At 66.4% G+C, this 20,752-nt stretch carries 16 protein-coding genes and 1 tRNA gene; 12 read left to right on the top strand and 5 right to left on the bottom strand.

Translation table 11 applies throughout. The annotated features are described in order from the left end of the window. Positions 1–16 precede the first annotated feature (16 nt). Complete coding sequence (locus ASF60_RS19915; RefSeq protein WP_056189203.1) at positions 17–853, bottom strand: aldo/keto reductase; 837 nt, start codon at positions 851–853, stop codon at positions 17–19. 751 nt (positions 854–1,604) lie between these two features. Here ASF60_RS19915 and ASF60_RS19910 point away from each other — a divergent pair. The 3 genes from ASF60_RS19910 (at position 1,605) to ASF60_RS19900 (ending at position 4,854) form a co-directional block, all read left to right on the top strand. Then, complete coding sequence (locus ASF60_RS19910; RefSeq protein WP_056189200.1) at positions 1,605–2,978, top strand: methyl-accepting chemotaxis protein; 1,374 nt, start codon at positions 1,605–1,607, stop codon at positions 2,976–2,978. Positions 2,979–3,072: 94 nt separating this feature from the next. Then, positions 3,073–4,605 (top strand): class I adenylate-forming enzyme family protein, encoded by a 1,533-nt coding sequence (locus ASF60_RS19905; protein WP_056189197.1) that lies wholly within the window; start codon positions 3,073–3,075, stop codon positions 4,603–4,605. Between the two features lie 157 nt (positions 4,606–4,762). Then, a tRNA-Ser gene (locus ASF60_RS19900) sits at positions 4,763–4,854 on the top strand. 198 nt (positions 4,855–5,052) lie between these two features. On the opposite strand, the gene ASF60_RS19895 is transcribed toward ASF60_RS19900, so the two are convergent. From ASF60_RS19895 to ASF60_RS19880, 4 genes are all read right to left on the bottom strand, one after another. Next, positions 5,053–5,787 (bottom strand): DUF4396 domain-containing protein, encoded by a 735-nt coding sequence (locus ASF60_RS19895; protein ID WP_056189194.1) that lies wholly within the window; start codon positions 5,785–5,787, stop codon positions 5,053–5,055. 802 nt (positions 5,788–6,589) lie between these two features. Further along, positions 6,590–7,051: a hypothetical protein gene (locus tag ASF60_RS19890; RefSeq protein WP_056189191.1), complete on the bottom strand. Its 462-nt coding sequence runs from the start codon at positions 7,049–7,051 to the stop codon at positions 6,590–6,592. 723 nt (positions 7,052–7,774) lie between these two features. Further along, positions 7,775–8,380, bottom strand: coding sequence for a hypothetical protein (locus ASF60_RS19885; RefSeq protein ID WP_244478519.1), 606 nt, complete (start codon positions 8,378–8,380; stop codon positions 7,775–7,777). A gap of 213 nt (positions 8,381–8,593) precedes the next feature. Next, positions 8,594–9,016, bottom strand: coding sequence for a hypothetical protein (locus tag ASF60_RS19880; protein ID WP_056189183.1), 423 nt, complete (start codon positions 9,014–9,016; stop codon positions 8,594–8,596). A gap of 436 nt (positions 9,017–9,452) precedes the next feature. On the opposite strand from ASF60_RS19880, the gene ASF60_RS19875 reads away from it, so the two are divergent. The 9 genes from ASF60_RS19875 (at position 9,453) to ASF60_RS19835 (ending at position 20,691) form a co-directional block, all read left to right on the top strand. Continuing rightward, positions 9,453–9,740 (top strand): hypothetical protein, encoded by a 288-nt coding sequence (locus ASF60_RS19875; RefSeq protein WP_056189180.1) that lies wholly within the window; start codon positions 9,453–9,455, stop codon positions 9,738–9,740. Between the two features lie 484 nt (positions 9,741–10,224). Then, entirely contained in the window at positions 10,225–10,878 is a 654-nt protein-coding gene (locus tag ASF60_RS19870; RefSeq protein WP_244478518.1) for a LemA family protein, read from the top strand. 21 nt (positions 10,879–10,899) lie between these two features. Next, on the top strand, positions 10,900–11,682 hold the full coding sequence (locus ASF60_RS19865; RefSeq protein ID WP_056189176.1) for a TPM domain-containing protein: 783 nt from the start codon (positions 10,900–10,902) through the stop codon (positions 11,680–11,682). Continuing rightward, positions 11,672–12,304, top strand: coding sequence for a TPM domain-containing protein (locus ASF60_RS19860; protein ID WP_056189662.1), 633 nt, complete (start codon positions 11,672–11,674; stop codon positions 12,302–12,304). Before ASF60_RS19865 ends, ASF60_RS19860 begins: the two co-directional genes overlap by 11 nt. Positions 12,305–12,449: 145 nt before the next feature. Next, positions 12,450–14,516 (top strand): carbon starvation CstA family protein, encoded by a 2,067-nt coding sequence (locus ASF60_RS19855; RefSeq protein WP_056189173.1) that lies wholly within the window; start codon positions 12,450–12,452, stop codon positions 14,514–14,516. Between the two features lie 5 nt (positions 14,517–14,521). Then, positions 14,522–14,746: a YbdD/YjiX family protein gene (locus tag ASF60_RS19850; protein ID WP_056189170.1), complete on the top strand. Its 225-nt coding sequence runs from the start codon at positions 14,522–14,524 to the stop codon at positions 14,744–14,746. 131 nt (positions 14,747–14,877) lie between these two features. Next, on the top strand, positions 14,878–16,158 hold the full coding sequence (locus tag ASF60_RS19845; RefSeq protein ID WP_156634323.1) for a DUF898 family protein: 1,281 nt from the start codon (positions 14,878–14,880) through the stop codon (positions 16,156–16,158). After that, the gene (locus tag ASF60_RS19840; RefSeq protein WP_056189164.1) at positions 16,158–17,294 is read left to right on the top strand and encodes a M48 family metallopeptidase; all 1,137 of its coding nucleotides are present in this window, start codon (positions 16,158–16,160) and stop codon (positions 17,292–17,294) included. The genes ASF60_RS19845 and ASF60_RS19840 overlap by 1 nt, the downstream gene beginning before the upstream one ends. A gap of 172 nt (positions 17,295–17,466) precedes the next feature. Then, the gene (locus ASF60_RS19835; RefSeq protein ID WP_056189162.1) at positions 17,467–20,691 is read left to right on the top strand and encodes an efflux RND transporter permease subunit; all 3,225 of its coding nucleotides are present in this window, start codon (positions 17,467–17,469) and stop codon (positions 20,689–20,691) included. Positions 20,692–20,752 lie beyond the last annotated feature (61 nt).

Raw genomic sequence — 20,752 nt, 5'->3', positions numbered from 1 at the left:
CCGACGCCGGCCTGCGTTACCCGAACGTCATCGGGTCCGGCCCCATCCGGCCGTCGGGGCGGTCGAGAGTGTCGATGGCCGTCAGCTCGTCCGTCTCCAGGGTGAAGCCGAAGACGTCGAGATTCTCCGGAATGCGGGAGAGCGTTGCGGTCTTCGGGATCGCCACGAGACCCTGCTGGATCTGCCAGCGCAGCACGACCTGCGCCGGCGTCCGGCCGTGCCGCTCCGCGATCCCCATCAGGATCGGATCGGACAGAGCCTGCCCGCGGCCGAGAGGGCTCCAGGATTCCGTGACGATCCCGTATCGCGCATGGACGGCGCGCAGCGTCTTCTGTTGAAAGCGCGGGTGCAGTTCGATCTGATTGACGGCCGGGACCACGCCCGTCTCCGTGATGATGCGATCGAGGTGATCGGGCTCGAAATTCGAGACGCCGATCGATTTCGCCCGACCCTCCGCCTGGAGACGCACGAAGGCCTTCCAGGTCTCCAGGAAGAGGCCCCGATCGGGACAGGGCCAATGGATCAGGTAGAGATCGACATCATCGAGGCCGAGCCGGACCAGGCTTTCGTCGAAGGCCCGCAAGGTCGCCTCGTAGCCCTGGCGGTCGTTCCAGAGCTTTGTGGTGACGAAGAGATCGCTGCGTGACACCACGCTCGCCCGAACGGCCTGTCCCACACCAGCCTCGTTCTCGTAGATGGCCGCCGTATCGATCGAGCGGAAGCCGGCGCGGATCGCTGCGCCCACAATCTCCGGCGCCCGGTCGTCCGGCAGCTGATAGACCCCGAAGCCGAGCTGCGGGATCGTGCGTCCGTCGCAGAGGTTGATTGCCGGGATATCAGTCGCGTCAGCCATCAGGTCGATCTCCTAGGCGTGGGGTTGCCGCCATCGGCGACCTCGGAATGTGAACCCGCCAGGGATCGACGGGTGAGGTGCGGCAGACGGTCCGGCAGGCGGTGTTGCTTCCAAAGCGGCCATCGCCACGGCCGAAGCGAGTTGGTTGAAAATCGAAACCGATCAAAAGTTATGAATCGCAGGAGTGCGTCCTCAGGCCGACAATCTAACTAAAGTTGTATTATAACAATTCACACGACAAAGGTGAATTGCGAGAGGAATCCGATCCATTTGGCTCAAAACCAAGATGAGAACTTGTCTTCCTTAACGAAACGGGAAATCTTCTGCCGGTAGAACATGCCAGTGTATCGTGCGATGGCTGATGTCGGGTTTCCTTTCGAGGGCTTATTGTTGTTGAAAACGAGGGCCAAAGGCATCCGCCGCAGTTTTGCACGGATGAACCGGCGTTTGTGTTTTTCAGTAAGTGCTCGATCAAGAGCTAAGATTCGCCGATCACGGTCGCAGATTTCGCCACTTGCAAGTCGCGCTCCGCGCTCGTTGCGCAGATCTTTGAAACTTCGATCTCAATTCAAAACCGCAATCATTGAATAAATCGAAAGCGGCGACCTTATCGATCTTTTTGCGTTGCAACGATATCCGGATTGACAAGTCCGTGATCAACCCCCGGTTCTTCCACGGTGCTATTGCGCATAACGATAACTTAAGGGGGTTCGGCTAAACCCTGTCGTTACGCCCAACAGGACCCATCCCGATGCTCGGACTCCCCTTCGCTCGTTCCACTCCGAAGCAGCCCTCGACTGATGTTCAGTCGGACACCGGACGTGGCACAGAGGAGGTCCGTCTCGTCCGCGCCGTCGAGGCCCTGATGGCGAGCCAGACCCTTGCGGCAGTCGACCTCCCGGAGGGCGCCCTGCGCGCAGCGATCGAGCGTCTGCACGCCGAGCGTGAGAGCGACCTGCTACGCAGCCTCGCCAACACCGCCGCCGTCGCCCGCGAAGCGTCCGAGGCGGCCACCAACACGGGCTGGATGACTTACGATGTCGGCGAGGTGGCGAGCGCCACCCAGACCATCGCAGGTGCCACCGAGGAGATGGCGGCCTCCGTCGCCGAAGTTGCCCAGACCTCCGAGACCGTCGTCATGGTGGCGCAGGGCGCCCTGGCGGAGACGCAGGCCTGTATTCTGGACGCGCAGAAGGCGCGGACTGCGATGCACGAGATCGACACCCGGACCGCGCAGATTTCCGATCGGGTCGTGGTCCTCGAGCGTGCCATCGCGCAGATCGAGGTGATGGCCACAACCATCGCGGCGATTTCCGCCCAGACCAACCTGCTGGCCCTGAACGCCACCATCGAGGCGGCCCGTGCCGGCGAGGCCGGCCGCGGCTTCTCCGTCGTCGCCGCCGAGGTGAAGTCGCTTTCGGCCCAGACGGCCAAGTCGACCGGCGAGATCCGCGGTCTTCTCAGCACCCTGACCAGCGAAATGGGCGCGATTTCGGAGGCGGTTGGCGAGAGCCGCAGCGCCGTCACCACCGGACGCACTATCGTCGACCATCTCGAGCACCGGATCGTCGAGACGAATACCCGCATCGCTCAGGCGAGCGACCTGAACCAGGCGATCTCGCAGATGCTCGGCCAGCAGCGCGCGGCCACGTCCGAGATCTCCACGAGCGTCCAGAACATCGCCGCGAAAGCGGCCAAGACCCACGAGGAGATCGAGAAGATCACCACCCGCCTCGTCCGTGCCGAAGCGACCGGCCAGGCGGCCCTGAGCGCCAACGCCCGCGACGTGCCGGTCTACGGGCTCGTGCGGCTGCCCGCGGATGTGGGCGCCTGGAAGCGCAAGCTCGCGCGCGTCCTCGTCGGCATGGCGCAGCCGGAGCCGTCCCTGGCGAACCTGTCGGGGCAGCCGGGCCGCAGCCTGCGCACCGACCTTGCTGGAACGGCGCCTGCCGCCCATCCGGCCTTCGCCCGCTTCGCCGCGGCCGAGACCAAGGCCTGCGCCGAGGCCGCCAAGATGCTGGAAGCCATCAAGGTCAGCAACTGGGATATCGGCACGCCCGCCTATCAGGCAGCCGCAGAAGCCATGAAGGATATGCTGTCGGCCGCCAAGGAGATCACGGGCTGATACGCTCAGGACGAGGTGGCGCAGCAGTCGGCGCTCTTGTGCCGCCGGCGGGTTTCGGTTTCCCTGCGGGCCGAACGCCACGGAGCCTGCCCGCTTGCCCCCATCGTCGGACGCCGCCGCCCCCGAATTCCGCTTCAACGGTGCCCGCTACTGTCTGGCCGAGAACGCCCGGCTCCGGCCCGACAAGGTCGCGCTGATCATGGCGGGGGCCGACGACGACGTCAGGTCCCTGACCTTCGCGGAGGCCGACCGGGCGGTCCGCGGCATCGCGGCCGGCTTCCAGAGACTCGGCCTCGCACCCGGCGCCCGGGTCATGATCCGTATGGGCAACGAGATCGACTACGTCCTGGTGTATTTCGGCGCGCTGGCGGCGGGCCTCGTGGCGCTGCCCTCCTCCCCACAATTGACCGAGGCCGAAGCGGCATTCCTAATGGAGAATGCCGATGCCTCGGTCGTCGTGGTGGGCCGCGATCACCCAGCCGATCCGGCCGGCCTCGGTGGCCGCATCCTGTTGAAGCCCGACGCGATCGCCGCGATGAAAGCGGGACCGGCGCTGGTCGACTACGCCGATACCGGCGCCGAGGATCCCGCGACCCTGGTCTACACCTCCGGCACCACCAGCCGGCCGAAGGGCGTCCTGCACGCCCATCGAGCCATTCGCGGCCGCCGCCCGATGCATGAACACTGGCTCGGTTTGTCCGAGCACGACGTGATGCTGCATGCCGGCACGATGAACTGGACCTACACTCTGGGCGTCGGCATCACCGACCCCTGGGCCTGCGGTGCCACGGCGGTGCTGTACGACGGCCCGCGCGATCCGGCTGTCTGGCCGGCACTGATGGCACGCCATCGGGCGACCCTGTTCGCCGCCGTCCCCAGCCTGTACCGACAGATTCTGAAATACGGCGATCTCTCGTCCGTCGACCTGCGTGCCCTGCGTCATGGGGTGACGGCGGGCGAAGCACTCTCGCCCGCGCTGCACGCGGCCTGGACCGAGGCGACCGGGAAACCCCTCTACGAAGCGCTCGGAATGAGCGAGGTCTCGACCTACGTGTCGACCGGACCGACCATTCCGGTGCGGCCGGGCTCTCCGGGCAAGCCTCAGCCCGGCCGGCGCGTCGCGATCCTGCCAACGGACGGGCCGGCGGATCCGCTCGGTCCGGGCGAGATCGGCCTGCTGGCGGTCCATCGGTCCGAACCCGGCCTGATGCTGGGCTACTGGAACCGCCCCGAGGAGGAGGCCGCGGTACGGCGCGGGGATTGGTTCGTCGGGGGCGACCTCGCCAGCCTCGATGCCGACGGCTACCTGACCTTTCACGGCCGCAACGACGACCTGATGAACGCGCTGGGTTATCGGGTTTCGCCGAACGAGGTCGAAGGCGTGCTGGGCGCCCATCCAAGCGTGGCCGAAGTCGGCGTGACGGAGGTGGCGGTGCGCAGCGACCTCAGCGTGATCACGGCCTTCGTCGTCGCGAGACCGGGTGCCGAGTTGGAGGCTGACGACCTCATCGCCTGGTGCCGCGATCGGCTGGCGGCCTACAAATGCCCTCGCGAGGTCCGGTTTCTCGACGCCTTGCCGCGCACGCCGAACGGCAAAGTCCAGCGCAAGAGACTGGCTGGCCCGTGATCAGGATCGCGACGGCAACCGTGCCAAGCGCTGCTCCATCGGGCTCTCGGCCCTTGTGCTCCCCACGGCACAGCGTCCGCAAAGCCGCCGAATTCCCCACCGTTGGCCGAAACGCGGCTTGACCCGCCGGATGCGAAATTCTAGATCGACGGCCTGCGGAGACGTGGCCGAGCGGCTGAAGGCACTCGTTTGCTAAATGAGCATACCCCGAAAGGGGTATCGAGGGTTCGAATCCCTCCGTCTCCGCCAGACCCCAATCCCCCGCGTCGCGATCGTCAGTTCGGTTCGGGCTGAGCGGATGTGAGTGACCGCTCGCCCGCTGTTGTCAGACGTGCTTTGCCGGAGTGCGATAGGGGACCGGGAGAGCGCTGAACCGCCCCTGCCGTCGAACCTCACCTGTCCGGCTCGGGGCCGATCCGTCCGATCCCGATTCGATGTCGGCCCCCCTCACATGCGCTCCTTGCGGCCGGTGGTGATCAGCCGCCAGTTGACCGGGTAGCTGGTCAAAAAACCGCTTACCATCGCGATCTGCATCACGAACCAGAACTCGGGCGTGTTCACCGCCGCCCGCGGCGCGCCGAGGGCCGGGAGCAGGACGAACTGGGCCAACGCCATGAAGCCGTACATGCCGATCTGCCACGCGATGAGGGAAGCCGTGTCGGCCTTCAGGGCCGCAACGAGTCCTTGGACCGGCGAGAGATTCCGCATCGGCACGATGGCGAAGTACTGAAACACGATGCCGAGCCCGAAGGCGAACACGAAATCGAGGATCCAGACCGCGTACATCTTCTCGGCGAACACGGTCTGCCAGCCGAACCAGACCGCCACGGCCGGGATCAGGAAAGCAAGCCACTCCGCCGCGATATCGCCGAGCATGCAGCCACTGCCGCAGTGAAGGGCGCCCTTGCCGACCATGACGGGGAACGGGGGCTCGGTCCGGTGCGCGGTCGCTGTGTCCCGATCCCTCCCCGCATGATGCACCTCCGGGATGACGGACCGTCCATAGCGGAGATAGGCCCACGCGACTGCGATCGTCCCGAACAGGGCACAGACCGGCCATACGACATTCATGATGCCCATAGGTTGGGGATGCCGGACAACGTCGATGGAGATCAAGAGGGCACAGACAGCGCCCAACAGCAGGGCGGTGATCGAAAGACCATGAAGCCATCCAGGAAACATCGGGATCCTCTCTCCATCGCACTCCCAATTCAATGGGAGGTTGTTGCGCGATCGATTGTTCCCGCAGATCTGCCGTGTCCGGACCGCGTTCAGACATCGCTCTCCCGGCGAAAGAGAATCTCCAGTCGCGCCGCCGGCTGCACCCGTTCGCTGGGTAGGCTCTATTGCCGCGTCGGTTACGATGCGTTCCAGCGATGGAGAAGCCTGTCACCGATGCAGGCGGATGGCAGCCGGACCATGCCGTTCGCCTCGGCCCTATCGTCCTCTGCGTCGGAATGCCAAGTTTCGTCCGGCCGATCATCGCCACCATTACGCCTGCAGCCGATCCGACCGCCGCGCATGCCGATGGTCGTGCAATGCCACCAATGCTGCGTGTCAGGCTGACACTGAATCGAGGGCCATGAGGTTGAGGGCCATCAAATTGACGGCCACGGGCCGGATCGAGAGACATGCCGAGCCGCCGCGTCGAAGCTGGCGCCATGGACGCGGCGGGTCGGTCCACCGTCCGGGGTTTGCGAAGACCGGCTGTGCCAAAGTGCCTTGAGTTCCGCCAAGCTGATCAGCAGGTTGGGCCGCGTGTTCACCCGCCGCACGCTGGAAAAGTCTTCATCCGTCAGACGGCTGACGATCGCGATGTCCGCCCTCCCAGAGCCGGAAGTCCACAGGGACGCGCTGGCGGTCGAGACTTGCTCGGTGCATCCGAGGGTGGTCGGCAGGCGCGGGCCTTCTCGCGGCTGCACACGAGGGTCTCATCGGATCGCAATGGGTGTCTTGATCCGATCGAAGCGGAGCCGGCCTGACCTTATTGCACGGCCGGGATCGTAAAGTCGCCGCCGGTGGGCAGGAGTGAGGTCGGGTCGGACGGCGCCGGTGTCTCGACGCTCGACGTGCCCGTCGCCGTCGCCGTCGCCGGTGCGGCCGCGAGGTGCAGATCTGACGGGAGAAGGGCCACGCTTGCTCCCATGAGCCCGGCAAGGGCGCGAATCTCATCAGGTTCACGCGGATCGCGGGAAATGCGCGCGGCGTCGCGCTGCAGACGGAGATTGCAGGCGCGCGATGGCAACGCGCCGGACGGGGTGCACGCATCGTGGCGGGCGCAGGCCGCGTCGAGGGCATCGATCGGTGGACGCGGAGCGTTGTTGCCGGGTCCGCAATAATTGCCATGCACCAGCAGCGCCGGTGGAGCGTCGGACAGCGCCGGTTGGGCCAAAGCGGGCACCGCTGCGCTGACGAGGAGGGCGAGGGACAGGCTCAGACGAACCATGGGATGACATCCTTCCATTACGGGTCGGCTCCCCGACTGGCAGCCGACGCGATGGTCTCGGTGATGAGAAACAGCCGGTGGGGGCTCGCATGCGGAGGCTCGGCCGTCCGGCATATCGCTTAGTGCTGCGTTCCTCGGGACGGACGGGAGAACCGGGATTGCAGGGCCGGCGTCCGAAACCCTTCGCTCAGCCCATCCAACCGCGTGCTTTCCGCTGTAGTTCCGCAGCCATCGCCTGGGTTCCGGCACAAATCCGGTGCGTCTAACATCGGTTAGCCACATCGAAGAAGCTTATATACTGTCAATCCATAATAGGGCGCGACGAAACGTTGCGAGAGATCAAACTGTTCGGGGATTGTGATTCACGCGCGGTTCTGGATCAGAACGGTCATTGCTGGGCGAGGCGCCGAGCGCCGGACGATGCGTCCGCTCCCGACTCAGCCATCGAAGGGGCGCAGTTCTTTGGCCAACGCGGCGGTCTCGTTCAGCGCGCACCGTGATCGCACAGCCTGCCGTTCGCGAAAGGCGTCGGAGCAGTTTTGCATGCGGGAATAGGATCGCTCACGCGAGTGTTTGCCGTCACGAGACGGAGCGCCATCCGGTGATGCGGCCTCAGGCCCGACGCGCCGGTCCAGACCCAACCAAGATTTGGCGCACATGGAAACGGCGTGCCCCGTCATCCGGGACACGCCGTACCTGATGTCTGGTGGCGGCGGCCGCCGATCAGCGACCCTGTTGCGGCATCAGCGAACGCGCTTGCTGGACGGCCTCGCGGCAGGATTGGTCGCCCTTGGCGTTCAGGTCGGTCGCGCGCTGAAGGGCCGTCTTGGCCTGGGAGACCTTGTCCTCGGCCGAGAGGCTGGGCGAAGCCGAGGCCTCTCCGCCGTTGGCAGCCTTGGCGGCCGCCGTCGGCTTGTTCTCGGATTGCGCGCGAACGTCGGCCGGAGAGGTGGCGATCCGCCCGGAAGCAACCGAATCCGCCTGTCCGGTCCCGGTGGCAGCAGCCACGGGTCCGGAAACGCCGCCGACGGTACCCGGCGATCCACCGGCCTCACGGGACGCTCCGCCCAGCTGGGTGCGATCCGTCTCGGCATTGCCGACGGGCTTGGCGTCGGGCGATGTGTTGCTGGCCGCGCGATCCGCTGAACCGGCGTGCGGCCCCTTATGCTGCCCGGAATCCGGCTGGGACACAGGTGCCCCCATCCCCACCTGGGTCCCGAGTTCGCGCTTCAACGTGGCGATATCGTCGGTGCAGGGGCCGCCCTCCTGGGCGTAGGCCGCCGTATGGACGAAGCCGAGCGCGGACAGAGCGGCTACACCGCACAGCATTTTAAAAGGTGACATTGGCTTCCTTTAAATAATCCGACGACCAACGCGAGCGTCAATCGGATGTTCGAATGATAACGGAAGCCTTTTCGCCGCAGATAGATGAACGATCGAAAGAAGAAAAACAAAACAAAGGCGGCACACTCGAAATTTTCCGAATGTGCCGCCAATGATGTCGATTGTACCCCGCCCTACTGGGGAGCTTAATTGACTACGTTAGTATCCGTAGCCATAGGCCGGATAGCCGTAGCCATAGGCCGGAGCATAGCCATAGGCGGGGGCCGGGGCGTAGCCGTATCCGCCGCCGTAATAACCAACGGGACGGCCGTAGCCGTATCCATAGCCGCCATAGCTGTTTGCCACGATCGCGCCGGCTGCCAGACCGGCGATGCCGAGGCCGATGGCGGCACCCGGGCCGATGCCGCGACGATGGCCGTAACCGCGACCATAGCCGCCGCCATAGCCACGATATCCACCGTAGCCGCCGCGGAAGCCGACACCGCGATAACCCCCGCCGTAGCCGTAACCGCCATGACCGTAACCACCGTGGCCGTAGCCCCAACCGCGTGCCTCGGCAGGTGCCGATGCCAGAAGGCCAAGGCCGACCAAGGCCGTGGAGGCAAGGACGAACTTCCGCATCTGAGAACTCCTGTCGTATGAACGTTAGGCTAGAAACAACCTGCGCCCCAGGCCGTTCCCTCGAACCTGTTGGTTCAACACGTCACAGGGTGAGTCTCCGGCGCCACGCCGGTTCGGGCCGCAGCCTATTTGGCCGTAGTTTGGTCTGCGGATCGTCCGAGGCACAGCGATGACGCTTCGTCTCAACTGTGCTGTCGCAGGGCGATGGAAGAAATGCTGTGATGCGCGACCGTCGATCCGGTCGCTGCAGGCACTCTGACCTGTTCAGCGATCCGACGCTCGTAGCGGCGACGTTTGAAACGCCCGGTGCGCGCAGCCTGTCCCTCGCTCATCGGTTCGATCGACCGCGCAAACGGACGCGACACCGGACCGATCATCTCCGTTTGGTCGCAGGAACAGCCCCATCCGGCCCGTGTTCACCGATCAGGATTCTTGCATGGAGGACGCCGTGAGCATTCGTGTCGCGCTGGTCAGTTCGCTTGTCATCGGGGCTACATCGGCGGCCCCGGTTCTGGCGCAGGGTGTGTTCCTTCCCGAAGACCGGAGGGGCGTCATCGTCCAGAATCAGCCGAACACCACCGGCAACAGTCGCGATGTCGTCATCTCCTATGGAGCCACGGGGGCCGATACGGTGACGACGAACTCTGCCGCCGGCGGCAATGCGAGCCGGCCCGAACAGGCGTTTCCGAATGGAAGCGCCAACGGCGGCCCCGGGGGGCGCTGACTGGCACCTGCTGGCGGACGGTCTCTCGGCCTGATTGCGCTGCGTGGCCATCGCGGGAGGCAGGGCAGAAAGCAGAGGCCTGCCCAAGGCCGTTCGAAAGCGCTTGAGCTCTGTCCTTGCCGAGGTGCCTGCCGGATGGGATGCCCAAGCAGAATCCGACTGTGTGACGGCCCGGCATCGGGGACGCGGGCAGGAGCGTCGCTCAGACTTGGCGTTCGACGAAGGTTTCACCCGGACAGAGTCCCCCTCCAGCTGTTCTGCCAAGGTGGCGGGCGTGGGCATCTCGGGGAAGAACGATGGCTCAGCACCCAAGGATCGGGTGATAACGGCTTTTCGCGGCCCCGATGGGTTTGGTACTTCGGCTTTCTCGTGGCAGGAGCGGCATCGTGAGTAGCGCGCACCGCCGCGACGCGCGGCCCCATCCCTCGGAGACTGGGGCGGGGCAGCGCCGATGCGCGGCGGTCCGGTTCCGAGGAGTTCGACGATGCACGCAGGTGTGATCACCCCCACGACCCAGTCGGTCAGATCCGGTTCGGTCGGAAACTGGCTCGGCCGGGTGCGGATCGCCGTCGCCGCCCTGACGCTCGGCATCGGCCTGTCTGGATGTGGCGCCGTCAATCGGGTGCCGACCCTGGAGGAGCGGGCGAAGTCCTCGTGGAGCGAGGTCCAGAACCAGTACCAGCGCCGGGCGGATCTGATCCCCAATCTGGTCGAGACGGTGAAGGGCTATGCGCAGCAGGAGAAGGACGTCCTGGTCGGTGTGACCGAGGCGCGGGCCAAGGCGTCGAGCGTCAAGGTCGACGCCTCGACCGTGAGCGATCCGCAGAAATTCAAGGAATTCCAGGACGCGCAGAACCAGCTTTCGGGCGCTCTCGGCCGCCTGCTCGTCACCGTCGAGCGCTATCCCGACATCAAGTCGAACCAGAACTTCCTCGCCCTGCAGTCGCAGCTGGAAGGCACCGAGAACCGGATCGCCGTCGCCCGCCGGGACTACATCGCGGCGGTTCAGGACTACAACACCGAGGTCCGCACCATTCCGGGCCGGTGGATCGCGGCGATCTTCTACCCGGATGCGAAACCGATGGAGACCTTCACGGCGACGCCGAACGCCGAGCGCCCGCCGAACGTGAAGTTCTAGCCCAGGATGGGCGCTCCGAGCATGCGGGGGATCGCGGCGCGCCGCCTCTGGATCGACACGGCCTGCCTGCTGCTGGCGCTCTGGCTCGCCCTCTGGGCCGGAGCCGCGGGCGCGGCCGAACCGACGTTTCCGGCCCTGACCGGGCGGGTGGTGGACGCGGCCGGCATCCTCAGGCCCGAGGACCGGGCGACCCTTGAGGCCAAGCTGAAGGCCTACGAGGACAAGACCTCGGACCAGGTGGTGGTCGCCACCATCCCGAGCCTGCAGGACCGCACCATCGAGGATTACGGCAATCGGCTGTTCCGGGCCTGGAAGCTCGGAGAAGCCAAGACCAACAACGGAGCGCTGCTGCTGGTGGCGCCCAACGAGCGAAAAGTACGGATCGAGGTCGGCTACGGCCTCGAAGGGGCGCTGACCGACGCGCTCTCGAAGGTCATCATCACCACCGCCATCACCCCGCGCTTCAAGACGGGCGACTATGCTGGCGGCCTCAATGCCGGCGTCGACGCCATGCTGACGATCCTGGCCGGTGACGCCGAGGAGTGGCAGCGCAAGGCCAAAGTCCGGACCGACGAGGCCGATCCGAGCCAGGTCCTGATCTTCATCGTGCTGTTCTTCGTCATCCTGTTCGTCGTCTATCGGATGAACCGGGGCGGGCGCGGCGGCCGCGGTGGCGGGTTCGTGATCCTGCCGGGACCGGTCTCCGGGGGATGGAGCGGCGGCGTGTCCGGCGGCTTCGATGGGGGCGGCTTTTCCGGCGGCGGCGGCTCGTCGGGTGGGGGAGGTGCCTCCGGTGACTGGTAAATCGAGGGACCTCCTGGACGAGGGCGCCCGCGCCCGCATCGCGGAGGCGATCCGCAGGGCCGAAACCAAGACCTCCGGCGAGATCGTGGTGCTGGTCGCCGCGCGGGCCGGCTTCTATCGCTCGGCGCCGCTTCTCGCCGCGCTTGCCTGCGGGCTCGTGGTCCCCTGGGCGCTGATCCTGCTCACGCCCTGGAGCGCGGCCGCGATCGCCCTGGCGCAGATCGCCGTCGTGCTCGTCGTGCTGCTCGCGGGTCTGCATCCCCGTGTGCGAATGGCCCTGGTGCCCCGTTCCATCCGCCGCGACCGGGCTCACGAACAGGCCCTGCGCGAGTTCAGGACAAGGGGCCTGTGCCAGACCGAAGGGCGCACCGGCGTGCTGATCTACCTCGCCCAGGCCGAAGGGCATGCGGAGATCGTGGCGGATCGCGGTGTCGCCGCTCGGGTCCCGACCCCGGCCTGGTCGAACGCGATCGATACCCTGCTCGATGCCCTCCGGCGCGATGAGGTCGAGGCAGGCCTGACCGCCGCCGTCGGCCAGGTCGGCACCATCCTGGCGGCTGACTTTCCTCCGCGCGCGGTCCCTCTCGACGCCCTGCCGAATCGCGTCATCACCATCCACTGAGCGGCGCGAGTCGACCTGCGCCGAAGGCCGTTCGGTTTTCAAACCGCGTCGATTGAAATCGGCTGCCCTGGCCCTTCCAGTCAATTTGCGCGAGAAGGCCCCTTGACGACCTGCCGGCAAGGACAGGTCGCGGGAGCGAGACGTCATGAGTGCGGTATCCAAGCACGGACCCTGGGTCCTGGTCGGAGGTTTGGGGGCGGCCGCCCTCGCGATCGTCGCAACGACGCGCGGCGAAACCGTGAATGCCCTCTGGATCGTCGTCGCGGCGGTCTGCGTGTACCTGATCGCCTACCGCTACTACTCGCTCTTCATCTCCGAAAAGGTCATGCGGCTCGACAACGGCCGTCGGACGCCGGCGCACGTGCACAATGACGGGCTCGACTATGTGCCCACCAACCGCAACGTCCTGTTCGGCCACCACTTCGCCGCCATCGCGGGCGCCGGCCCCCTGGTCGGCCCGGTGCTCGCCGCGCAGATGGGCTACCTGCCGGGCCTGCTCTGGATCCTGGCCGGCGTCGTCCTGGCCGGCGCGGTGCAGGACTTCATGGTGCTGTTCATCTCGATGCGACGGGACGGCCGCTCGCTCGGCGAATTGATCCGTGCCGAACTCGGCACCATCCCGGGCATCATCGCGCTGTTCGGCACCTTCATGATCATGGTGATCCTGCTGGCGGTGCTGGCGATGATCGTCGTCAAGGCCCTGGCCGAGAGCCCGTGGGGCACCTTCACGGTCGCTGCGACGATCCCGATCGCCATGCTGATGGGCCTCTATGCGCGCTACATCCGCCCGGGCAAGGTCGGCGAGGTCTCGATCATCGGCTTCGTCCTGCTGATGCTCGCCATCGTGTACGGCGGCAACGTCGCGGCCGACCCGTATTGGGGTCCGGTCTTCACCTTTACCGGGACCCAGCTGTGCTGGCTGCTGATCGGCTACGGCTTCGTCGCCTCGATCCTGCCGGTCTGGCTCCTGCTCGCTCCGCGCGACTATCTGTCGACCTTCCTCAAGATCGGCACCATCGTGGGTCTGGCGCTCGGCATCGCCTACGTCGCCCCGCACATGCAGATGCCGGCGGTGACCAAGTTCGTCGATGGCAGCGGTCCGGTCTGGGCCGGCTCGCTGTTCCCGTTCCTGTTCATCACCATCGCGTGCGGCGCGGTCTCGGGCTTCCATGCCCTGATCTCCTCGGGCACCACGCCGAAGCTCATCGACCGGGAGTCGGATGCACGCTTCATCGGCTACGGCGGCATGCTCATGGAGAGCTTCGTCGCCGTGATGGCGCTGGTCTCCGCCAGCGTGATCGAGCCCGGCATCTACTTCACCATGAATTCGCCCGCGGGACTCGTCGGCACCACGCCGGAGAGCGCGGCGGCGGCGGTGACGAAGCTCGACCCGGCCTTCACCATCACGGCCGCCGAGATCGCCCAGACCGCCGTCGACGTCGGCGAGCACTCGATCATCTCGCGCGCCGGCGGCGCCCCGACCCTCGCGGTCGGAATGGCGCACATCATCTCCTCGGCCATCGGCGGCAAGGGCATGATGGCGTTCTGGTACCACTTCGCGATTCTGTTCGAGGCCTTGTTCATCCTGACGGCGGTGGATGCGGGCACGCGCGCCGGCCGCTTCATGCTGCAGGACCTGCTCGGCCTCGTCTCGTCGGCCTTCAAGGACACCACTGCCTGGGTTCCCAGCATCCTGGCCACCGCCCTGTGCGTCGGTGCCTGGGGTTACTTCCTGTACCAGGGCGTCACCGATCCGCTCGGCGGCATCTACACCCTGTGGCCGCTGTTCGGCATCTCGAACCAGATGCTGGCCGCCGTGGCGCTGACCCTCGCCACCGTGGTGATCTTCAAGATGAAGCGCGAGCGCTACGCCTTCGTCACCATCATCCCGACCGTGTGGCTCTGCATCTGCACCCTGACGGCCGGTTGGCAGAAGATCTTCTCCGCCGACCCCAAGATCGGTTTCCTGTCGCATGCCGACCGCTTCTCGGCGGCGATCGCCGAGAACAAGGTGCTGGCCCCGGCCAAGACCATGGCCGACATGCACAAGATCGTCTTCAACGACCGGATCGACGCGGCGCTGGCGATCCTGTTCGTCGGCCTCGTGGTGGCCATCGCGGTCTTCGGCATCATGGCCTGCGTGAAGGCGTACCGGGCCGATCGCTGGACCGCGCTGGAGAGCGACGGTCCGTCCGCGGTTCCGGCGGAGTAGGCACCATGGCGCTATCGTCGGCCGAGTTGCGGGACCGCCTCAAGACCTTCTCGAAATGCGTCTGCGACGGCGCCCGGCTGATGGTGGGGCAGGGCGACTACGCGGCCTATGCCGCCCATATCCGCCGAACGCATGCGGACCAGGAGCCCATGACCGAGCGGGAATTCTTCCGCAACCGCGAGAATGCCCGCTTCGGCGTCGGCAACCGCAACGGTTTCCGTTGTTGCTGAAGGAGTCCGCCTGCTGCGACTTTGGCGGGTCTTAACCGGGTCTACAGCCTGTTCGTGTGCGGTTGTGGCAGCGGCACGGCAAATCGGCTTAGCTGGAGCCTCTGACGTTTGGGGGCACGATGACACAGCCGATGCCGGGCGACGCGCGATCCCTGGCTGGGCGGGTCGGGGCGATCACCTTCGACACGCGCCTCGCCGGGCTCACCGGCCTCGCCGTCCGGGGCTTCCTGCTGTCTCTGGTCACCTTCGGAATCTACCGGTTCTGGTATGTGACCGACCTGCGGCGCTACTTCTGGAGCCGGACCGTCGTGGACGGCAGCCCGGGCGAGTATGTCGGCCGCGGCAAGGAACTGTTTCTCGGGTTCCTGGTGGCGCTCGCGGTCCTGATCCCAATCTACGTGGCGATCTTCGTCGCCACCCTGTCGGTGCCGTGGCTCGCCCCCTTCGGCGGTGCCCTGTCCTTCGCCATCCTGTTCGTCCTCGGGCAATTCGCGCGCTATCGGGGCCGTCGCTACCGGGCCTCGCGCACTCTCTGGCGCGGAATCCGGCTCGGGCAGGACGGTTCGGCGATCACCTACGCGCTGATGGCGTCGGGGTGGGCGCTCCTGACCCTGGCGACCCTCGGACTCGCCTTCCCGTTCATGCGCGCGAGCCTGGAGCGTTACCGGATCAACCACACTCTGATCGGGTCGAGCCGCATGGCGTCGTCGGCCCGAGGCCGATCGCTGCTCCTGCCCTGGCTCGCCTTCTACCTCGTGGTGCTCGTCCCGGTTCTCGCCGCCGTCCTGGCCTTCTTCGCAGCCTCGGATTTTGCCATCCCGGCCGACCTCTTCGTGGCCAAGCCCGGCGGAAAACCCGGTGAGACCGTCTTCAATTCCGCCTATGCCGGCACTCCCATCGCCACCTACGGCGCCCTCCTCATCGGCACGATCAGCGTCTCCGCGCCCCTGGGGCTGCTGCTGATCCCGTTCTATCGGGCCCGCGAGACGCGGATCTTCATGAACGCGGCCAGCCTCGGCCCCGTTCGCCTCGCCTCGACCCTGAGAGCGCGACAGTTCTATTGGCCCTACATCGTCTACATGCTGTCGATCGTCGGCTTCATCACCGTGGTCGGCGTCGTGATCGGAGCCGGCGCCGTCTCGATCCAGACCGGCGGAGCCCTCAATGGCGCCCAGTGGGTGATCATGCTCGGGCTGGTCCTGGCCTATCTCGGCGGTGCCCTGTTCTTCGCCGTGCTCTACGTCCGGGTCATCACCGCGCGCCTCTGGGCCGCCGTCGCCACGACCACCCGGGTGGAGAACGCGGACGGTCTCGACGCGATCCTGGCATCCGGTCGACGGGTCGGCAGCGGGCTCAACGAGGGCCTCGCCGACGCCCTCGATGTCGGCGTCGCCCTCGAGATCGGGTTCTAGTGCAGCCGCACGGTTCGGACCGAACGGGCGCCGGGCAGGGAGCGACGCTCCACGCCGAAGGGCGCTATTTCGACGGGCTCAGCGCCCGAATCCATCCCGTGACGCTGAGGCTCGATCAGCGCCTGTGGATCGCGGGGCCGAAGATCGCCGTCGACTGGGATCTGTTCGACCTCGTGGCCGGCGACACGGTGGCACCGTTGATGCGGATCGGCCCGCGCGGCCAACCGGCTCGCGTGGAGGTCAGCGACAGCGCCTTCGCCGACGCCCTCACGGCCCGATGCCCCGATCTGCATCGGTCGGATGACAAGGGGTCCGGCGGCAATCTGCGGCTCGTCGTCTGGTCGATCGCCGCCGGGCTCTCGGTGATCCTGCTGGCGATCTACGGAGTGCCTGCCATCGCCACGCGGCTCGCCCCCGTGATCCCGATATCGGTCGAAGCACGCCTCGGCAGCGCCGTCGCGGATCAGGTCGACCGGATGCTCGGGCATCCCCCCGTCTGCGACGACGGTCCGGCCCGCGCCGTTCTCGACCGGCTGGTGGCACGGATGGCGGGGGAGCGCGGCCTGCCGGGCGAGCCCCGGATCGCCGTGCACCGCCACGCCGTCGCCAACGCGCTGACCCTGCCGGGCGGCCGCGTCATCGTCCTGTCCAGCCTGATCGACCGATCCGCGACCGCGGACGAGTTCGCCGGCATTCTCGCGCATGAGTTCGGCCACATCGCCGCCCGCGATCCGATGCGCGCCCTGCTGGCGGCCAGTGGCAGTTCGTTCCTCCTCAGCCTCGTCCTCGGCGATCTCACGGGCTCGACGCTCATCGTCGCCACCGGGCAGATGGCCCTCTCGGCCGGCTATTCACGGGATGCCGAGACCGCGGCGGATGCCTACGCGGTCGAAACCCTACGGCGCTCCGGCGGCGATGCCGGCGCACTCGCCACCATCCTCGAGCGCATCGCCCGGGATGAAGAACCGGACGGGGTCGCGAGCCTTCTGCGTAGCCATCCCTTCACACGGGAGCGCGCGCATCGCATCCGCGCCTTAGCCGGCAACGATACAGTCGGGCGCCACATCCTGACCGACGCGGACTGGCTCACGCTGAAGCGTATCTGCCGCAGCGTCGCGACGGCAGCACCCCGATAGGTCCGGCGTCGGTTCCGCACGCTTTCGTACAGTCTTGATCCGCGGATTTACACCCGGAAACAAAAATTCCGGCCTGGAACCACAATTGCGTCGCGGCGTCACGGCTACACATGGCCCCGTGGCATGCGACGAGCGTGGTACACCAGCCTGAACGCGACCACCTGGAAACCCGATGGGCCTCGTCCAGTATGCTCTGAAGTTCCGCATCACGATCTACGTGCTGGCCGTGCTGATGATGCTCGGCGGCGCGGCGGCGGTCGTGGTGGCGCCCAAGGACGTGCTTCCCACCGTCGACATTCCGGTGGTGGTGGTGGTGTGGACCTATAACGGCCTGTCGACCTCCGAGATGGAGCGTCGCATCACCACCTACGCGGAGTTTTCACTCTCCAACAACGTCAACAACATCGCCCGGATGGAATCGACCACCCTCCAGGGCACGGCGATCCAGAAGATCTACTTCGACGGCGCCGTGAGCATCAATCTGGCCATCGCGCAGGTCGTCTCGGCCATGAACTCGATCCGCGCGACGATGCCGCCGGGCGTGCAGCCGCCCATCGTCCTGCGCTTCTCGGCCTCCTCCGTGCCGGTGATCCAGCTCGCTCTCTCCTCCGACCGGGAGAGCCTGACCAAGGTCTTCGACTACGCCCAGTACCGCATCCGCCAGCGCCTGACCCAGGTCCCCGGCTCGACCCTGCCGTCGCCCTTCGGCGGCACCCCGCGCCAGATCATGGTCGACCTCGACCTGCACGCGCTCCAGGCCCTCGGGCTCACCGCCCTCGACGTCACCAACGCGGTGACGGCGCAGAACCTCACCATCCCGTCCGGCCTCGCCAAGATCGGCGAGCAGCAATACCCGGTGCAGCTCAACGCCTCGCCGGAGGCGATCGACGCCCTGAATCAGATCCCCATCAAGGTCGTGGGGGGACAGCCGATCCTGGTGCGCGACGTCGCCCATGTCCGCGACGGCGGTCCGCCGCAGGTCAATATCGTGCGGGCTGACGGTCTGCACTCGGTGCTGATGCGGATCTTCAAGAACGGCACCGCCTCGACCCTCGACGTGGTCAACAACGTCAAGAAGGCCCTGCCGGACATTCAGGCCGCCGCTCCCGAGGGCATGAGCCTCAAGCCCCTGTTCGACCAGTCGGTCTTCGTCTCGGCGGCGATCGAGGGCGTCATCCACGAGGCGATCATCGCGGCGGCCCTCACGGGCCTCACCATCCTGCTGTTCCTCGGCTCATGGCGCTCCACCATCGTGGTGCTGGTCTCGATCCCGCTCTCGATCCTGACCTCGCTGGCGATCCTGACGGCGCTCGGCGAGACCATCAACGTGATGACGTTGGGCGGGCTGGCCCTGGCGGTCGGCATCCTGGTCGACGACGCCACGGTGGCGATCGAGAACACCTATCGGCTGTTCGAGGAGGGCGAGCCCTTCCGCAAGTCGGTGGTGGAGGGCGCCGCCGGCATCGCCAAGCCGGCGCTGATCTCGACCCTGTCAATCTGCGCCGCCTTCGTGTCGGTCTTCGCCCTGACCGACACCCCGAAATACCTGTTCACCCCACAGGCGCTCGCGGTCGTGTTCGCGATGCTGACCTCGTACGTCCTGTCGCGCACCCTGGTGCCGGTCCTGATCGACGTGCTGGTGGCGCGAGAATACGACGCCAAGCACGGGGAGGACGCCGCGCCGCAGCAGGGCCGTATCGCTCGGGCGCTCAGCGGGATCGTCGGCCCGGTGTTCCGCCTCGCCGGCTGGTTCCGGCACGGCTTCGAAGCGCGGTTCGCGCGCTTCCATCGCGGCTATCTCGGTCTGCTCCACGTCGTCATCGCCCGCCGGATCGCGACGCTGACCGTGGTCGCAATCGTCTTCGCCGCCACGGCGGGGCTCTTCGTCTTCGTGGGCCAAGACTACTTCCCGCAGGTCGCTTCGAGCCAGATGACCCTGCACCTGCGTACCCGCCCCGGCATGCGGATCGAGACGGCCGAGCAGGTTTTCGCCCAGGTCGAGACCGTGGTCCGCGAAGTCATTCCCGAAGGGGAGATCGACCAGATCCTCGACAATATCGGCCTGCCGGCGAACAACTACAACTTCGCCTTCTCGGATGGTTCGTTCGTCGCCTACAACGACGGTCAGATGCTGATCAACTTGAAGGAAGGCCATGGCTCGGCGGCCGACTATACCAAACAACTGCGCGAGGTTCTGCGCGAGCGCTTTCCCGATGTGGTCTTTTACTTCCAGCCCTCGGACATCATCACCCAGATTCTCAACTTCGGCACCCTGGCGCAGATCGACATCCAGGTTTCAGGCCGCAACACCGCCAAGGATCTGGAGGTGGCGCAGACCATCGTCCGACGCCTCAAGGCCACGCGCGGCGCCGTCGACGTCCACCTGCACCAGATCGTCGGCACGCCGCAGTTCTTCGTCGATGTCGACCGGCGACTCGCCTCGGAACTCGGGCTGACGCAACAGCAGATCGCGCAAGGGCTGAACGTCTCGCTCTCGGGCTCCTTCCAGGTGACGCCGAACTTCTGGACCGATCCGAAGACCGGCATCCCCTATCAGCTCTGGGTGCAGACGCCGGAATACCGCAACGCGTCCCTCACCGACCTGCAGAACACGCCGCTTCTGGTCAACGGCAACGCGGATGCGCCGGGCGTCCTGACGCTCCTGTCCAGCGTCTCGACCATGCGGCGCGAGGGTTCGCAAACGGTGATCAACCACGTCAACACGCAGCCGACCTTCAACATCTACGCTGCCGTACAGGACAGCGACCTCGGTTCGGTCGCCAAGGAGATCCGCCGCATCGTCGCCGAGGAGCAGAAAACCCTGCCGGCCCCCGACAAGATCACCGTCCGGGGCCAGATCGAGAACATGGAATCGGCCTTCTTCCGGCTTCAGGTCGGCCTCGCGATCGCCCTGGTGGCGGTCTACCTGCTGATGGCGGTGAACTTCCAGAGCTGGGGCGACCCGTTCGTGGTGCTGGCGGCCCTGCCGCTGGCCTTCTGCGGCATCGTCGCGAGCCTGTTCATCACCGGGACCACGTTCTCGATTCCCTCGCTCTTCGGCGCGATCATGTCGGTGGGCATCGCCTCCGCAAACTCGATCCTGCTGGTGACCTTTGCCAAGGAGCATCGCGAGGCCACCGGCTGCGGAGCCGTCGAGGCGGCGCTGCTCGCTGGCGAGACCCGTCTGCGACCGGTGCTGATGACCGCGAGCGCGATGTTCCTCGGGCTGATCCCGATGGCGCTCGGCACGGGGGAGGGCGGCGAGCAGAACGCCGCCCTAGCCCGTGCCGTGATGGGCGGCATCGCGGTCGGTACGCCCGCGACCCTGCTGTTCGTGCCGTTCCTTTACGCCTGCCTCCGTCGGGGCGAGGTCAAGCCGCTGGAGGACTACGCGTGAGCCGGTGGCAGGTCGAAATACGGGATGGCAGGATGATGTCCGGTTCGGGGATGGGACAGTC

This window comes from Methylobacterium sp. Leaf113 (assembly GCF_001423325.1).
GTDB lineage: Bacteria > Pseudomonadota > Alphaproteobacteria > Rhizobiales > Beijerinckiaceae > Methylobacterium.
Note: the sequence above shows the minus strand (reverse complement) of the source record. Positions and strands in the feature narration are given on the sequence as shown.

Excerpts from the sequence above, each read along its gene's own strand:
- ASF60_RS19910 (WP_056189200.1), top strand. The coding sequence starts at position 1,605 with ATGCTCGGACTCCCCTTCGCTCGTTCCACTCCGAAGCAGCCCTCGACT.
- ASF60_RS19850 (WP_056189170.1), top strand. The coding sequence starts at position 14,522 with ATGGCGCTATCGTCGGCCGAGTTGCGGGACCGCCTCAAGACCTTCTCG.
- ASF60_RS19880 (WP_056189183.1), bottom strand. The coding sequence starts at position 9,016 with ATGCGGAAGTTCGTCCTTGCCTCCACGGCCTTGGTCGGCCTTGGCCTT.
- ASF60_RS19875 (WP_056189180.1), top strand. The coding sequence starts at position 9,453 with ATGGAGGACGCCGTGAGCATTCGTGTCGCGCTGGTCAGTTCGCTTGTC.
- ASF60_RS19865 (WP_056189176.1), top strand. The coding sequence starts at position 10,900 with ATGCGGGGGATCGCGGCGCGCCGCCTCTGGATCGACACGGCCTGCCTG.
- ASF60_RS19890 (WP_056189191.1), bottom strand. The coding sequence starts at position 7,051 with ATGGTTCGTCTGAGCCTGTCCCTCGCCCTCCTCGTCAGCGCAGCGGTG.
- ASF60_RS19915 (WP_056189203.1), bottom strand. The coding sequence starts at position 853 with ATGGCTGACGCGACTGATATCCCGGCAATCAACCTCTGCGACGGACGC.
- ASF60_RS19885 (WP_244478519.1), bottom strand. The coding sequence starts at position 8,380 with ATGCTGTGCGGTGTAGCCGCTCTGTCCGCGCTCGGCTTCGTCCATACG.
- ASF60_RS19895 (WP_056189194.1), bottom strand. The coding sequence starts at position 5,787 with ATGTTTCCTGGATGGCTTCATGGTCTTTCGATCACCGCCCTGCTGTTG.
- ASF60_RS19845 (WP_156634323.1), top strand. The coding sequence starts at position 14,878 with ATGCCGGGCGACGCGCGATCCCTGGCTGGGCGGGTCGGGGCGATCACC.
- ASF60_RS19835 (WP_056189162.1), top strand. The coding sequence starts at position 17,467 with ATGGGCCTCGTCCAGTATGCTCTGAAGTTCCGCATCACGATCTACGTG.
- ASF60_RS19870 (WP_244478518.1), top strand. The coding sequence starts at position 10,225 with ATGCACGCAGGTGTGATCACCCCCACGACCCAGTCGGTCAGATCCGGT.
- ASF60_RS19855 (WP_056189173.1), top strand. The coding sequence starts at position 12,450 with ATGAGTGCGGTATCCAAGCACGGACCCTGGGTCCTGGTCGGAGGTTTG.